The sequence below is a fragment of the Clostridium caldaquaticum genome (assembly GCF_023806125.1).
GTDB classification, from domain to species: Bacteria; Bacillota; Clostridia; order Clostridiales; family Clostridiaceae; genus Clostridium_AT; species Clostridium_AT caldaquaticum.
In genome coordinates this window covers 221,740-237,126 of sequence record NZ_JAMSKT010000001.1, presented here as the reverse complement: position 1 = coordinate 237,126, position 15,387 = coordinate 221,740, and the positions used below count along the sequence as shown (strand labels likewise).

The 15,387-nt window shown below is 33.5% G+C and carries 14 protein-coding genes; 3 read left to right on the top strand and 11 right to left on the bottom strand.

All coding sequences use genetic code 11. The annotated features are described in order from the left end of the window. Positions 1–83 precede the first annotated feature (83 nt). A complete protein-coding gene (gene carA, locus M2651_RS01090; RefSeq protein WP_252130477.1) occupies positions 84–1,127 on the top strand; it encodes a glutamine-hydrolyzing carbamoyl-phosphate synthase small subunit in 1,044 nt (347 codons plus the stop codon). 20 nt (positions 1,128–1,147) lie between these two features. Then, entirely contained in the window at positions 1,148–4,360 is a 3,213-nt protein-coding gene (carB, locus tag M2651_RS01085) for a carbamoyl-phosphate synthase large subunit (RefSeq protein WP_252130476.1), read from the top strand. A gap of 83 nt (positions 4,361–4,443) precedes the next feature. Here carB and hsp18 read toward each other — a convergent pair whose 3' ends face one another. From hsp18 to M2651_RS01035, 10 genes are all read right to left on the bottom strand, one after another. Continuing rightward, the gene (hsp18, locus tag M2651_RS01080; RefSeq protein ID WP_252130475.1) at positions 4,444–4,887 is read right to left on the bottom strand and encodes a heat shock protein Hsp18; all 444 of its coding nucleotides are present in this window, start codon (positions 4,885–4,887) and stop codon (positions 4,444–4,446) included. Between the two features lie 339 nt (positions 4,888–5,226). Further along, positions 5,227–5,880 (bottom strand): V-type ATP synthase subunit D, encoded by a 654-nt coding sequence (locus M2651_RS01075; RefSeq protein WP_252130474.1) that lies wholly within the window; start codon positions 5,878–5,880, stop codon positions 5,227–5,229. Positions 5,881–5,882: 2 nt separating this feature from the next. Further along, positions 5,883–7,262 carry a V-type ATP synthase subunit B gene (locus M2651_RS01070; RefSeq protein WP_252130473.1) on the bottom strand — a complete coding sequence of 460 codons (1,380 nt, stop codon included), beginning with the start codon at positions 7,260–7,262 and terminating at the stop codon, positions 5,883–5,885. Next, positions 7,255–9,027, bottom strand: coding sequence for a V-type ATP synthase subunit A (locus tag M2651_RS01065; RefSeq protein ID WP_286207896.1), 1,773 nt, complete (start codon positions 9,025–9,027; stop codon positions 7,255–7,257). The genes M2651_RS01070 and M2651_RS01065 overlap by 8 nt, the downstream gene beginning before the upstream one ends. Positions 9,028–9,048: 21 nt before the next feature. Then, a complete protein-coding gene (locus M2651_RS01060; RefSeq protein WP_252130525.1) occupies positions 9,049–9,357 on the bottom strand; it encodes a V-type ATP synthase subunit F in 309 nt (102 codons plus the stop codon). Next, on the bottom strand, positions 9,350–10,339 hold the full coding sequence (locus tag M2651_RS01055) for a V-type ATP synthase subunit C (RefSeq protein ID WP_252130472.1): 990 nt from the start codon (positions 10,337–10,339) through the stop codon (positions 9,350–9,352). The genes M2651_RS01060 and M2651_RS01055 overlap by 8 nt, the downstream gene beginning before the upstream one ends. 13 nt (positions 10,340–10,352) lie before the next feature. Further along, a complete protein-coding gene (locus M2651_RS01050; RefSeq protein ID WP_252130471.1) occupies positions 10,353–10,934 on the bottom strand; it encodes a V-type ATP synthase subunit E in 582 nt (193 codons plus the stop codon). 18 nt (positions 10,935–10,952) lie between these two features. Then, positions 10,953–11,417 (bottom strand): V-type ATP synthase subunit K, encoded by a 465-nt coding sequence (locus M2651_RS01045; RefSeq protein ID WP_252130470.1) that lies wholly within the window; start codon positions 11,415–11,417, stop codon positions 10,953–10,955. 20 nt (positions 11,418–11,437) lie between these two features. Further along, complete coding sequence (locus M2651_RS01040; protein WP_252130469.1) at positions 11,438–13,372, bottom strand: V-type ATP synthase subunit I; 1,935 nt, start codon at positions 13,370–13,372, stop codon at positions 11,438–11,440. Continuing rightward, the gene (locus M2651_RS01035; protein ID WP_252130468.1) at positions 13,359–13,685 is read right to left on the bottom strand and encodes a hypothetical protein; all 327 of its coding nucleotides are present in this window, start codon (positions 13,683–13,685) and stop codon (positions 13,359–13,361) included. The genes M2651_RS01040 and M2651_RS01035 overlap by 14 nt, the downstream gene beginning before the upstream one ends. Before the next feature lie 353 nt (positions 13,686–14,038). On the opposite strand from M2651_RS01035, the gene M2651_RS01030 reads away from it, so the two are divergent. Next, positions 14,039–14,233: a hypothetical protein gene (locus M2651_RS01030; protein WP_252130467.1), complete on the top strand. Its 195-nt coding sequence runs from the start codon at positions 14,039–14,041 to the stop codon at positions 14,231–14,233. A gap of 21 nt (positions 14,234–14,254) precedes the next feature. On the opposite strand, the gene M2651_RS01025 is transcribed toward M2651_RS01030, so the two are convergent. Further along, positions 14,255–15,379, bottom strand: a complete 1,125-nt coding sequence (locus M2651_RS01025) for a glycosyltransferase family 4 protein (RefSeq protein ID WP_252130466.1) — start codon at positions 15,377–15,379, stop codon at positions 14,255–14,257. Positions 15,380–15,387: the final 8 nt, after the last annotated feature.

Sequence of the window (15,387 nt, the reverse complement as noted above, 5' to 3'; positions counted from 1 at the left end):
TGAAGTAAATATTCTCTTTGTTATCCTTTTCGTTTTTATTTTTAGTAATTGTAATTTATTTTAATTAGATTGGAGTGGAAAATATGAAAGCAAAACTTATCTTGGAAAATGGAATGATTTTTAGCGGAAGAGCTTTTGGATATTTAGAAGAAACTGTAGGAGAAGTAGTTTTTAACACAGGAATGGCAGGATATCAGCAAGTATTAACAGACCCTTCCTATTATGGACAGATTGTAACTATGACTTATCCTCTTATAGGTAATTATGGTCTTAACCTGGAGGATGGAGAATCAGATGGCCCAAAGGTCAGGGGTTTTATAGTAAAAGAAGCTTGTGAGTATCCAAATAATTTTAGATGTGAGATTAAACTAAAAGATTATTTAAAGCATCATAAGATAATGGGTTTAGAAGGCATTGATACAAGAGCTCTTACAAAAGTACTTAGAAACAATGGTACTATGAAAGGCATAATAACTACTGAAGAATTAAGTGAAGGCTATATTAAGAAAAAACTTGAAGATTTCAGTAATAAAGAAGCAGTAATGAATGTAACAACTGATAAGGTATATGAAATACCTGGTAAAGGTAAGCATATTGCAGTAATGGATTTTGGAATAAAATCAAACATATTACGCTCTTTTGAAAGAAGGGGCTGCAAATTAACTATATTCCCGGCAGACACCTCTTATGAAGAAATATTAAAGGTTAATCCTGATATTATATTCTTGTCTAATGGTCCTGGAGACCCGGAAGATTTGCCTAAAGTTATAGAAAATATAAGAGAGTTTATAGGCAGAAAACCTATAGCAGGAATTTGTCTTGGACATCAGCTTTTAGCCTTGGCTCTTGGAGGAAAAACAGCAAAACTGAAATTTGGGCACAGAGGCTGTAATCATCCTGTTATGGATATTGAAAGAAATAGAGTTTATATAACTTCTCAAAACCATGGCTATTATGTAAAAGAGCTTCCTCAGGATGTTAAGGTAACTCATGTAAATATGAATGATAATACTGTGGAAGGTATGAGACATAAAACTTTACCAATATTTAGCGTTCAGTACCATCCAGAGGCCTGCCCTGGTCCAGAAGATGCAGATTACATTTTTGACGAGTTTTTAGCACTGTAAGAGAGAAGGGAGAATATAGTATGCCGAAAAATAATGATATAAAAAAAGTTCTAGTTATAGGATCGGGTCCTATAGTTATAGGTCAGGCAGCTGAGTTTGACTATTCAGGAACTCAAGCCTGCGAAGCACTAAAAGAAGAAGGAATAGAAGTTGTTCTTATAAACAGCAATCCGGCTACAATTATGACGGATAAGGAAACAGCTCATAAGATTTATATAGAGCCTCTTACTTTGGAATTTGTTGAAAAGGTAATTGCTAAGGAAAGGCCAGACAGCATTATTGCAGGAATGGGGGGGCAGACAGGATTAAATCTTGCAGTAGAGCTTTATGACAGCGGAATACTTGAAAAATATAATGTGAGAGTAATTGGAACTTCTATAGAGTCTATTAAAAAAGGTGAAGATAGAGAACTATTTAGAGCAGAAATGGAGAAAATAGGGCAGCCGTGCATTGAAAGCGAAATAATTACTGATATGGAAAGCGGTAAGGCCTTCAGCAGAAAGATAGGTTATCCTGTTATAGTAAGACCGGCTTATACCCTTGGAGGAACTGGTGGCGGTATAGCAGAAAACGAAGAAGAACTTGAGGAGATACTGGCACAAGGGCTTAGTTTAAGTGCTATAGGACAGGTACTCATAGAAAAGAGCGTTAAAGGCTGGAAGGAAATTGAGTATGAAGTTATGAGAGACAGCTTCGGCAACTGTATAACTGTGTGCAACATGGAAAATGTAGATCCTGTAGGAATTCATACGGGGGACAGTATAGTTGTGGCTCCAAGCCAGACTTTATCCGATAGAGAATACCAAATGCTCCGAACTGCAGCTATAGATATTATAAATCATATAGGTATTGAAGGAGGTTGTAATGTACAGTTTGCTCTAAATCCTGACAGCTTTGAATATGCTGTAATAGAGATAAACCCAAGAGTAAGCCGTTCTTCAGCTCTTGCTTCAAAGGCTACGGGATACCCAATAGCAAAGGTGGCAGCTAAAATAGCATTAGGATATGGTCTTCATGAGATAAAAAATGCGGTTACACAAAAAACCTTTGCCTGCTTTGAGCCTTCCCTTGATTATATAGTAGTTAAAATACCAAAGTGGCCTTTTGACAAGTTCTATGGAGCGGAAAGACAGTTAGGGACAAAGATGATGGCTACAGGAGAAGTAATGGCTATAGGCAGCAGTTTTGAAGCGGCCTTTTTAAAGGGAATTCGTTCACTAGAGCTTGGCTTATACACTTTAGAGCACAAAGCTATGAAAAAATTAAGCCTTGAGGAATTAAAGCAAAGGGTAATAGAACCAGATGATGAAAGAATATTTGCTCTTGCTGAAATGATAAGAAGAGATTACAGGCTTGAGATGATATCACAAATAACAGGAATAGATATCTTCTTTGTAAGAAAGATAAAAAATATAGTAGAGAAAGAAGAAGAACTTAAAAACTTAACTATAGATGAAATAGAAAGAGATTATCTTTATGACTTAAAGAGAATGGGCTTTTCAGATAAGGGAATAGGAAGTCTTCTTAGAGTCAGCCCTAATGAAGTTTACAGTCTCCGAATGAAGTGGAATATAAATCCTGTTTATAAAATGGTAGATACTTGTGCTGGAGAATTTGAAGCATTATCTCCATACTACTATTCAACCTACGATGTTTATGATGAGGTTGAGGTAAGCGATAGAAGAAAGGTTGTAGTTATTGGTTCAGGTCCAATAAGAATTGGTCAGGGAATAGAGTTTGACTATGCATCAGTTCATGCGGTTAAGGCTTTAAGAAAAATGGGCATTGAAACTATAATAATAAACAACAACCCTGAAACAGTAAGTACAGATTTTGATATATCCGACAAGCTTTATTTTGAGCCTCTTACAGAGGAAGATGTACTAAGCATAATTGATAAGGAAAAACCTTATGGTGTAATCCTTCAGTTTGGAGGTCAAACAGCCATAAAGCTTGCTAAGTTTTTAAAGGAAAAGGAAATTTATATCCTTGGAACAAGCTCTGAGCAGATAGATGCAGCAGAAGATAGGGAAAAATTTGATGCAATACTTGAAAAGCTTGATATAGCAAGGCCAAAGGGAAAGGCTGTGTGGAATGCTGAGGAAGGCTTAAAGCAAGCTGAAAGCTTGGGCTATCCTGTACTTGTAAGACCTTCCTATGTGCTTGGAGGACAGGGTATGGAAATAACCTATGGTGAAAAAGAGCTTAAGTATTATCTTGAAAATGCTTTTGCTAAGGATAAGAAAAACCCTGTGCTTATTGATAAATACCTTATGGGAAGAGAACTTGAAGTAGATGCTATTTGTGATGGAGAAAATGTGCTAATACCAGGAGTTATGGAACATTTAGAACGAGCTGGGGTTCACTCTGGAGACAGCATAACTATATATCCAACACAGAATGTTTCAAAGGCTATAAAGGATAAAGTGCTTGATTACACTAAGAAGCTGGCATTTAAAATAGGTATTAAAGGTATGATAAACATTCAGTTTATAGAATTTAATGGAGAGCTTTATGTAATAGAGGTAAACCCAAGAGCCAGTAGAACAGTACCATATATAAGCAAAGTAAGCGGCGTGCCGATTGTAGAACTTGCAACAAAGGTTATGCTTGGACAAAAGCTTGAAGACTTAGGCTACGGAATTGATATATACAAAGAGCCAAGTCTTGTAGCAGTGAAGGTTCCAGTATTTTCAACACAAAAACTCCCAAGAGTTGAAGTTTCCTTAGGACCTGAGATGAAGTCTACGGGAGAGGTGCTTGGACTTGGAAGGGATGTACATGAAGCACTTTATAAAGGTTTTGTGGCAGCAGGAATGATGCTTAAAAAGAAGACTGGAAATGTGCTTGTAACAGTAAACAATCATGATAAAAAAGAATTTATAGGTTTAGCAAAAGATTTCAAAGACTTAGGCTACAGTTTTATAGCTACAAGAGGAACTGCTAAATTATTAAAGGATGAAGGTTTTGAGGTTAGAGAGGTAAACAAGATAAAGGAAGAAGAGCCGAATATATTAGATGTAATTAAAAATAATGAAGTAGATTTAGTTGTAAACACTCCAACAAAGGGTAATGATTCTCATAGAGACGGTTTTGTAATAAGAAGAACAGCAATTGAAAAGAATATAGAAGTTATTACAGCCTTAGATACCTTAAAAGCTTTAGTGGAAGTATGCAGGAAGTATGATAATGTTAATTCAACTTACAGTATGAAGGTGTATAATATAAGATAAATATAAAAAAGCTATTACTATATGACTTTTCATGTAGTAATAGCTTTTTTAAAGGTGCAGCTTTAACTGCTGCACCTTAAATTTTAGTGAATATCAATTTTTCTCTTTTTATCGTTACCTTTGTTTAGTTTTGGAAGAGTAATTTTTAAAACACCATCATTAAAGGAAGCATCTATTTTATTTTCATCAACATTATTTATATAGAAACTTCTTTTAAATTCACCGTAGTGTCTTTCACGTCTTACATAATTTTCTTTTTTATCTTCTATAGTATCATCTCGTTTTGCAGTAATTGTTAAATAGTTATTATCAAAATCAATATCTATAGCTTCTTTTTTTACTCCAGGTAAATCAGCTTCAACTAGATAGTTTTCATCAGTTTCTTTTAAATCAACTTTAAAGTTTCCCTGAATTGTGTTTATAGCTGAAAAGAAATCATCATCAAAGAAGCTCTTTAAAAATGGTGAAAAGAAATCATCTCTTCTAGTTAAATTATTGTTTCTTCTAAAAGGTATCATTTCAAACATTCTCAATCCCTCCAATTTTTATATTTTATATTTAAATAATAAAATAAAAGTCAAAGAAAGTCAAAGTCTAAAAATTGAAGATTTTAAGAAACATTTAAAAGAAACTAATGTATTGTTTACATAAATTATTTTAACAAGAATTTTTCAAAATAAACTAGGATTTTTGAGTAAAAATTAGCGTTAAAAACCTGATAAACAAAAAATATTTAATTTAAAGATAACTATAAAGAAAATTCTTGAAAATTTAGTTTTAAATTGAATTGATTTTAAATTATTACATTTCATAATACAAGCATTAAAAAAGACAAGCGCCTTGCAATAGGCACTTGTCTTTTCAACTTACTGCTGCTGTGCAGCTTCTTTTTCTATCATGTCCTTAACTTTCATGAGTCTGGTTAAGGCTCCTCTCTCATTTTCCTCAAGCTTCATTCTTATATATTTGATAGTTTCCTTAAGCTGAGGAATTGTCATGTATTCTAAGGCGTTAACTCTTCTTCTTGTCTTTTCTATTTCGTCAGCCATAAGCTGAGCAGCTTTTTCTACTTCAGCAAGTTCAAGGAGCAGAGGAAGAGTTTTGTATAGTCTTCCAACTACATGGTCAAGCTCTGGAGAGGTATTAGCAAATCCATAAGGGTATATGCTGCCTTCATCATCTGAGAGCTTTCTCTTAAACTCCATTACAGGAACATTAACGCTCATTACATTTTTACTTCCAATTTCAACAGATATGCTTTCCTTTGGGAAGCTCAATGCTTCTTCAACAACCTCAGAGCCTAGAATAGCCCTTGTGAGCATGAATTCTTTTAATGTATCGCCAAGGTTTTCTTCTACTTTGTTTCGCAGCTCGTTGTTGTGCTTAACAATAGCTATAAATTGCCTTACAAGCTCATCCTGCTTATCTTTAAGAAGCTTATGACCTCTTACTGCTGTTGTAAGTCTTTTTTTAAGCTTTGTAAGCTCCATTCTAGTAGGATTTACATTAATTAGAGCCAAGGCTACTCACCTACTTTGTTTAAATACTTTTCTAGATATTCATCTCTAATTCTCTTAAGTTCTGTTCTTGGAAGTATTCTTAAAAGCTCCCAGCCAAGAGCTAGAGTTTCTTCTATGTTTCTATTTGTGTTAAAGCCTTGAGATACATACTCTTTTTCAAATCTTTCAGCAAACTCAGCAAATTTCTTATCTGTATCTGAAAGTGCGGATTCACCAAGGATGGCAGCAAGTTCTTTTGCCTGTTTTCCTTGTGCATAAGCTGAAAATAACTGGTTCATTGTATCAGCATGGTCTTCTCTTGTTTTTCCTTTTCCAATACCTTTATCTTTAAGTCTTGAAAGTGAAGGAAGAACATCTATTGGAGGGGTAATTCCCCTTTTAAAGAGTTCTCTAGATAAAATTATCTGTCCTTCAGTTATATATCCTGTTAGATCAGGAATTGGATGAGTTTTATCATCCTCTGGCATTGTAAGAATAGGGATTTGTGTTATAGAACCTTTCTTACCTTTAATTCTACCAGCTCTTTCATATAAAGTTGCAAGGTCTGTATATAAGTATCCTGGATATCCACGTCTGCCTGGAACTTCTTTTCTTGCAGCGGAAATTTCTCTTAAAGCATCGGCGTAGTTTGTCATATCTGTCATTATAACAAGTACGTGCATATCTTTTTCATATGCCAGATACTCTGCTGTAGTCAGCGCCATTCTTGGCGTTGATATTCTCTCTATGGCTGGGTCGTTTGCAAGGTTTAAAAATAGAACGGATCTATCAATAGCACCTGTTCTATTAAATTCATCTATAAAGAAGTTAGCTTCTTCAAAGGTAATTCCTATTGCTGCAAATACAACGGCAAACTTAGAGTCAGAGGATAAAACTTTTGCCTGTCTTGCAATCTGTGCTGCAAGCTCGGCGTGTGGAAGTCCTGAAGCAGAGAACACAGGAAGCTTTTGACCTCTAACAAGAGTATTAAGATGGTCTATAGCAGAAATACCTGTCTGAATAAATTCTGACGGATAGTCTCTAGCTACAGGATTTATTGCTTCTCCAGTTATATCCAGTTTTTTCTCAGGAAGGATTTTAGGACCATTATCCTTTGGTCTGCCCATACCATCGAAAGTTCTTCCAAGCATATCTTCTGATACACCAATTTGAAGAGGTCTTCCAAGGAATTTAACTTTAGTTTGAGTTAAGTTTATTCCAGATGAACCTTCAAATATTTGCACCATTGCCTTGTCTCCATTAACTTCAAGTACCTGACCTCTTCTTTTTTCACCGGTTTGAAGTTCAATTTCAACAAGTTCGTAATATTTTGCTCCTTCAACGCCCTCAACAACCATAAGAGGGCCTACTACTTCTGTGACTGTTTTGTATTCTTTAAGCATGTTTTTTTAGCCCTCCTTCCTCAATTAGTTTGTCTATAGCTTCTGTAAGTTCCTTTTGAATATCATCAATTTTATTTAAATCTTCTTCAGCTATATATTTGCTTCTTGCTATTTTGTCTCTTACTTCAAGTTCTAGGATGCTCTTTAGATAAATACCATTATCAAGAGCTCTTTTTCCTTCTCTGTAGAAGGAGACTATAAGCTTTAACATTTTATACTGTTTATTAAGTGATGTGTAAGTATCAATTTCATGGAAAGCATTTTGCTGCAGATAATCTTCACGGACTGATTTAGCAGCTTCAAGCTTAAGCCTATCTCTTTCAGATAGGGCGTCGATACCTACAAGCCTAACTATTTCATCAAGGCTAGCTTCTTCCTGAAGAAGTGTCATAGCCTCAGTTCTAAGCTCAGACCAATCGGAAGCCTGATGCTTATTTATATAGGAGTCAATTTTATCTTGATATAGAGAATAAGAGTTAAGCCAATTTATAGAAGGGAAGTGTCTTCTATAAGCAAGCTGTGCATCAAGTCCCCAGAAAACTTTAACTATTCTTAAGGTAGATTGTGTAACTGGCTCCGAAAGGTCTCCACCAGGAGGAGATACCGCACCGATAGCTGTTACCTCACCAATTCTGTTTTCATCACCAAGGCATACAACTTTACCAGCTCTTTCATAGAACTCAGCAAGTCTTGAGCCAAGGTAGGCTGGGTATCCTTCTTCACCAGGCATTTCTTCAAGTCTTCCGGACATTTCTCTTAAAGCTTCTGCCCATCTGGATGTTGAATCAGCCATGATAGCTACTGAGTAACCCATATCTCTAAAATATTCTGCAATAGTTATACCTGTGTAGATAGAAGCTTCTCTGGCAGCAACAGGCATATTTGAAGTATTTGCTATAAGAACAGTTCTCTTCATTAAAGATTCGCCTGTTTTTGGGTCTTTTAGCTCAGGAAATTCCATAAGAACGTCTGTCATTTCATTTCCGCGTTCGCCGCAGCCAACGTAAACAACTATTTCAGTATCTCCCCATTTTGCTATCTGGTGCTGAACAACAGTCTTTCCAGCTCCGAAAGGCCCTGGTACTGAAGCAGCTCCGCCTTTAACAACAGGGAAAAATGTATCAATAACTCTTTGACCAGTAAGCATTGGTTCCATTGGGCTTAGTTTTCTAGCGTAAGGTCTACCGCGTCTTACAGGCCACTTCTGCATCATTGAAAGCTCTTTAATACCTGAGGAAGTTTCTACTGTACAAATTGTATCAACTATTGTAAATTCACCAGATTTGATTTCCTTAACTGTACCAAAAACTCCATAAGGAACCATAATTTTATGAAGTACAACAGAGGTTTCCTGAACAGTTCCTATAATAGAACCAGGTTCAACACTATCTCCTGCTTTAACAGCAGGTGTAAATTCCCATTTCTTTTCTCTATTTAATGAAAAAACTTTTACCCCTTTTTTTAAGAAAGAGCTGTCAGCTTTTTCAAGGTAAACATCAAGAGGTCTTTGAATTCCATCAAACATGGATTCAATAAGTCCAGGAGCAAGCTCAACTGAAAGAGGTTCTCCTGTAGTTGTAACAGGGTCTCCAGGTCCAAGACCAACGGTTTCTTCATAAACCTGAATGGAGGCTTTGTCACCTCTCATTTCTATGATTTCGCCGATAAGACCATGTTCGCCAACTTGACATACGTCATATACATTAGCATTACTCATTCCCTCAGCCACAACTAGAGGGCCAGCTACTTTGATTATTCTTCCCATGCTTATCTTGTTCCGCCTTTCTTACAATATATTCATACCGATAGCTTTTTGAACATTATCTTTAATTCGCTTTTTACCAACTCCAAGGCTTCCTTTATTGCCGGGTATTAAAATAATTGATGGAGTAATCATCTTGTTGTATCTTTCAATAGTTTCTTCTATCTCAATTGCTGCCTGCTCTGTAATAAAGATTACTCCATAGTTATTAAAAGCCAAGGTGTCTACAGTTTTTTTAGCTTCTTCGCTGTTTTCTACGGAGAAAACTTCAATCCCAATTGCCTTAAAAGGCAGAACGGAATCTTTATCTCCAACAACTGCAACCTTATACATAACTATCACGCAGCCTTTCTCTAATTAGATTTTCAGAAACCTTATTAAGTTTGCCAACCAAGATGATTCTTATGTTTTTAATTTCAGTTTCCCGAGCTAAGATATAAACAACAATGGGTTCTGGGCCTAAGTTGATGAATTTTGCTTTTTTCATATAATTCATTAAATAGTTGTCGATATTTTTTTCAAGGATAGCAAGGGAATCAGTTTTAAAATAATATTCCATGCTTTCCTTAAGCATACCGCCGTACTCAGTGGAACTTAATTTGTGAGAAATATCTTCTAGGCTTTCTTGGTAAAGCTCATTGAAAGTTCTTTTATCTATTTTTCCACCTTCAATTAATAAGTCTCTGAAAAAAGCAGCTTCTTTATTTAATTTTTTAACTCTTAGCAGAGTTTTTATGTTGGTTAAATCAATTAAAATAATGAGAAACTTATTTATAAATTCATTATTAATGTCTTTTACAATTTGTCTCATATGAGAGAACATATATTTATCTAAAATAATATCGATTCTCTGAGGATCTTTAACAGCTTCATAATCTTTTAAGGCTGCTTCTATGCCTTTTTTAATTACATCAGGTAAATCCTTAAGTTCTTCACTGCTTATAGCAGCTTTAAGCTTATCAATATGTATAATTCCAGTTGGAATTAAAATATGTGAAAAATCTTTTTCAAGGATTTTACCTTTTATTAGTGTTTTTATGTTATGATAATCAAATTTTACTTTCATAAAATTAACTATGATTTCATAAGGAGCTGCTTTAGAAATATCTCTGTACATATTTCCGGCTGCTGCATTTAAAGCTGTTTCAAAATTGTCATTTTCTAAAAAGCTGCCATAGGGTGTTTCCTGTAGAAGCTTTAAAGCATCCTCCAAGTTCTCTGAGTCTATTAGTCTGTCATATTGAGACTTTGTAAGGAGTTTTGATTCCCATACTCTTATTAAAGAGACTATAGAGGCAAATTCTGTTGTTTTCATGGAATCACACTCCTTACTCAAATAGAATTTTGGTAATATCAAATATTAAATCTTCCTTTAAGGAATTGATTAATGCTTCAAAGGTAAAGTTTATTTGAATACCTTTTTGTTCAACTATAAATCCATCCTGGTTATTTTCAAGTGCTTCTCCAAGAGTTAAATCAGCTCCTGCTAAGCTTTTAAGTTCACTTAATGTTACTGGTGTTATAAGAGCATGTCTAGCAGTGTTTACACGAAGTACACTGTTCCCAGTGATTCCATAGTTTTTAACTGTATTTTTCAGGAAGTTTAAAAACTCAGTTTCATTAAGATTTTTCAAAGCATCTAAAGCATATTTAAAAGTTTTCTCAATAACTTCATGTTTAGCAGTAAGTTTCTGATTTCTTACTTTAAGTTCAGCACTTTGAATGATTCTATTTTTTTTAGTTTCAGCTTCTTCTTCAGCTTTTCTTATTATATGCTCTTTAGAAGATAGAGCTTCTTCTACTTTGCTGTTAATTAATTTCTCAGCTTCCTGCTTAGCTTTAGCTAATATATCAGCTTGCTTTTCTTTGGCATCGCTAACTATTTTATCTGTAATATTTTTTATTGACATATCATCACATCCTACAAATTAAAATGTTCTGTTAACTAGCAAGAATGACATAACGAAGCCAAGTAATGCATAAGTTTCAACCATTGCAGAGAATATTATACCTTTAGTTGTCTGTTCTGGTTTCTTAGCTAAAATTTGAATACCGCCAACAGCAACTCTAGCCTGAGCTATAGCAGACCACAAACCAGTTGCACCAACTATAAGACCAGCTAGTAAGTAATTTAAACCTTGAGTTAAGGATAAATCAGTTCTTAAATTAGTCATTATTAAAAAGCCTATAACAAATCCGTAAAGACCTTGTGTACCAGGAAGCAATTGAAGTACAAGTGCCTGACCGAATTTTTCAGGCTGCTCTGATGTTAAAGATGATGCAGATTCACCCACAAGTCCAACACCTTTTGCTGAACCAACTCCAGCCATTGCTACTGCTAAAACTATTCCAAGAATTGACATTACTAATCCACCATTAGTTTGAAACCACATAATAAAAAATCCTCCTTATACTACTTAATTTTTATATATTTGTTTATCATTTTAAAAGGTGTAAAAGGTCTACCTCCACCTTCATAGAACTTACTGAAGTATTCAACATACTGCAATCTGCATGTATGAACATAAGCACCTAAAAGGCTTAATAACAGATTGAAGATTTGAACAGCTGCGAAAAATAATGGACCTATAATATATATGCTTACTCCAGGGAAGTAGCTCATTATAAGGTTCATAGCACCAGCTATAGAACCACCAGCTATACCAAGAGCCATAAGTCTTGTGTAAGAAACTAAGTCTCCTATATATCCTGTAATACCATATAAAGCGTATAGTCCACCACCTAGTCTTGCACCAAGTGAGCCGGCCTGACGTCCATTTGTTGCAACAATTAATAACATACCGAGTATCATTGTATATTTTGCTGCGGCTAAATTAAATGCTGCCATTAAACCTATACTTACTAAAGTAATTATCCAAGAACCAGCGTCATACAAGGCATCAAGCGGTTTACCATCTCTTATAAGGACATAAGCTTTTATGAATAAACCAACAAAAATCTGAAGCACACCAAATCCAAGAGAAAGATAAAGTACAGAGAAAATATCTTTATTAGGATTTATAAGTGCTGGAAGTTGTACCAGGTTTCCAAAGAAAGAGCCGTAAACAGCTCCCCAGACAGCAGTTGAAATACCTAAATAGAAAAAGAACCTAACAAAATTCTCGGTTTTTTCTTCCAGGTTAAATTTGTTAAGAACAAATAAAGCGGCTAAAGTTACTATAAGACCATAACCTAAGTCTGCTACCATCATTCCAAAGAAAATCATATAAAATGGTGTTAAAAGCGGAGTAGGGTCAATGCCTGTATATTTAGGCAGACTATACATTGCTGTAATGGACTCAAAGGATTTAACAATTTTATTGTTATTGAGCATAATTGGAACATCATCAATTTCTTCTTCTTTAACTTCTGAGAAGTCTAAGAAATAATGATTTCCAGTTACATCCTTTACATAACTTTCCAATACTTCAGTCTTTGCCTCAGGAACCCATCCAGAAATAACAACTGTTTTATTACTCTTTAGGAAGTTTTCGCTTTGACGATACCTTAAAAGCTTATTTTCATAATATTCATAAGCTCTTTCTAAATCAGTAAGCTTATCAGCAAAGGCTTTTAACTCATCTTCAATTGATGGTTTTTCTTTTAAAAGACTGTTTAATTGTTTATTAATATCATTGATTATAGCTTCCGGCTTTTTTGTATAATTAAGCTTAACTTCGGAAAACTCAAAAGTCTTTATCATAGCCTCAATTTCCCTGCTTTCGTTTTTATGAGCAAAAACTAAAATATAGGCAGAGTTTGTATCCCGGCTGATAACTTCTAAATAGCTGTTTGGAAAGTTTTTATCAAGTTCAGAGTTTAAATTATTTTCGTTTTGAAGTGGAATTGTTCCTATGTAATAAACTACATTTTTCATACCTTCTAAATCAGTAAAAGGTATATCAAAATTTTTCCAAGGGTATAATGCATCAAGCTCTGACCTTAATTTAGAAACAGCATTATCAATTGCATTTAATCTTTCCGCCTTGCTTTTTAGAAAGCTTATGGTATTAATCCAATGCTTTTCATTACCATACTCTTTAAGGTCTTCATAAGTTAAGGTTGGTATACCTTCCTTAAGAGCCTTTAAAGCGGATTCTTTAGGAACGTAATTTTTAAGAAATTCAATGGCAGATCTTAACTTAGACAAAATGTCTTCAATATCTTTAGCAGATGAATCTAATGTGTCTTCCTGTAAAAAACTTAAAGCTTCATTTTCTTCTTCCAGCCTTTTGCTCTGTAAGTTAATAAATTCAACTTCACCAAAGGCTTGCAGCTTTTTAAGAAGTTTGTTCTTACTAGCTTCAAAGGCTATAAGAGTGAACTTGTTCATTCTAACTATTGCCATTGCTATTTACTATCCTTTCAATTATTAATTTTACAGCAGAATCAAGCTTTGTCTTTGGGATATTCAAGATAGCCTCAACTTCAGTTTTACCTCTAGCAAGTATTATTTCAGCTTCTTTTTCTCCAGAAGATATAGCAGAGTCCACTATGTTTTTAGCCTTAGCATTTATTTCCTGCAGAGTATTTTTAAATTTTTCATTAGCTTCAAGCTGAGCATTTTTTATAATATCTTTAGCTTGATTTTCTGCATTTTTAATTAATTCTAAGGCTTCATCTTCTGCTTTTTTTATTTCTTGAAATTCATGTAATGCCAAAATTTCACCTCCCCGTGCTATAAGTATATAATAAAAAATGAGTTTTGAAACGATATTTTTAAAATTATAAATATTCAAAATTATTTTAGAAATATAAGTGAATTATATCATAATTGTAAAAATAGATAAAGTTTATATTAAATTTTTTAATACAAATATAATTTGTATAAATCATAAATTATAGTTTGTTCCATGATTTCTTTTTTAGTCTTAAAAGATTTAAATTAAGAAATATACAGAGTAGTTATGTTTATTTTTCTCATGGGTTGTCCATAATATAAATGAGTAACAACTTTTATAAAGTCTGCATATATAATTAATGAATTTTATTAAAAGGGGATACGGTGAGAAAAATGGAACTAAATAGTAAAGACAGAGAATTAATTGAAAGAGGAACAAAGGCTTTAATAAATGAATTGGGGTATTCTGGATTTTTAAAATATATATCAAGAATACATTTATGCAGCAAGAAATATTTCAGAGCAGAAGAAGAGATTTATAAAAGTATATCGGCAGATGAAAAACTTAAAGAAAATAAAATAGGGTAGTTTTTAATACTACCCTATATTCTAACAAAATGTTTCATATACTCTTATAGTATTTATTATATTTTTTTCCCACTTATATTTATAAGTTACTTCTGATTGTTTATTTATAATTTGTTCTCTTTTGCTTGTATTATTAATTATATCTGAAATTTCATCTACCAGCATATTATGATCATTAGCATCTACTGGCAAACCTGAATCACCAAACACTTCTTTGAAAAAACTTACATCATTCCATATAACAGGTGTATTACAAGCCATAGCTTCTAAAGAAGTCAAAGGAAATCCTTCATATTTTGAAAGATTTATAACACATTTTGCTTTGCTGTAAAAATAAGGCATATCATTGTAATCTACTTCTCCTGTAAATATTACAGAATCTATTAAATCCATATCTTCTATTAACAGTCTAAGCTTTTTATAATATGCTTCTCTCTTGCCTTTGCAGCTGCCGACAAAAACAAGTTTTAAGTTTTTATTATATAAATTAACGTATTTAAATGCTTTTATTAACTTTTCTAAATTTTTTCTTATATGAATACTGCCTGCGTGCAGTATGTAATCACCATTTATTTTGTACTTGCTTTTTAGTATATTTACACAGCTTTCTTCGTTCTTAGGTTTAAAAATAGCAGAACACCCTGGGTAATTTACAACTATCTTTTTATCAGGAATATCAAAATAGTTTTTTAGTTGTTCTCTTAAAAACTCTGATACCACAATAATCTTATCAGAATTTTTTACTACATTGTTAAAAACTCTGTTAAACTTTTCTAAATATTTATCATCAACAAAATTTTTATTAACCACAGGAAGTAAATTAACTACAGTGCTTATATAGTGACATTTTTTATTTTCTGGTATGCTAAATCCATTATTAGGTGAATGATATATATCAATTTTATTTTTAATAATATGGTTTTCAATACTGCTATAATCATTATTAAGTCTATTAATTTGTAAATTCAAAGGAAATACTTTGCTGTTTCTGTTTACCTTGAAATCAAAGTTTTCACTATCATACAGCAGGTGATATTCAGGCTGTGGATACATATATAGCAAATTTTTTAAGAATTCAAAGGTAAAAGTGCCCAATCCCGTTCCACTTAAATTAGATACACCTATACTATCAATGCATATTCTCATACCATCCT